This is a genomic window from Streptomyces sp. S6, assembly GCF_054880855.1.
Genome location: NZ_JBTYMC010000726.1, coordinates 1 through 688, shown reverse-complemented (window position 1 = coordinate 688; position 688 = coordinate 1). Strand labels below are relative to the sequence as shown.

Annotated in this window: 1 protein-coding gene; it reads left to right on the top strand. The window is 77.2% G+C overall.

Translation table 11 applies throughout. The features are described from left to right. Window positions 1-688, top strand: a 688-nt coding sequence (locus tag ACVNF4_RS36720) for an aminotransferase class I/II-fold pyridoxal phosphate-dependent enzyme (protein WP_461807135.1), incomplete at both ends; no start/stop codon positions are given.

The following is a 688-nucleotide window of genomic DNA, read 5'->3' as shown; positions in this document are numbered from 1 at the left end:
CCGCCGGGGCCGCCCGGCGGTGGGGCGGCGGCGCCACCGGCTCGCGCCTGGTGACGGGGACGACGGAGCTGCACGCCGAACTCGAACGGGAACTGGCCGACTTCTGCGGCGTCGAGGCGGCGCTGGTGTTCTCCTCCGGCTACGCCGCGAACCTCGCCGCCGTCACCGCCCTCGCCCCCGAGGGCACGCTCGTCCTCTCGGACGCCGGCAACCACGCCTCCCTCATCGACGGCTGCCGCCTGGCCCGAGGCACCGTTCAGGTCGTCGGCCACGCCGACCCGGACGCGGTCCGCAAGGCGCTGCGGACATACGGCGACGGCGACGCGCTCGTCGTCTCCGACACCGTGTTCTCCGTGGACGGCGACGCGGCGCCCCTGGACCGGCTCGCGGCGGCCTGCCGGGAGGCGGGCGCCGGACTCGTCGTCGACGACGCGCACGGCCTCGGGGTCCTCGGGGACGGCGGGCGCGGCGCCCCGCACGCGGCGGGTCTCGCGGGCGCCGAGGACGTCGTCGTCACCGTCACCCTGTCGAAGTCGCTGGGCAGTCAGGGCGGCGCGGTGCTCGGACCCGCGAAGGTCATCGACCATCTGGTCAACGCGGCGCGCACGTTCATCTTCGACACCGGGCTCGCCCCGGCGGCGGCCGGTGCCGCGCTCGCGGCCCTGCGGCTGCTGCGCCGGGAGCCCGA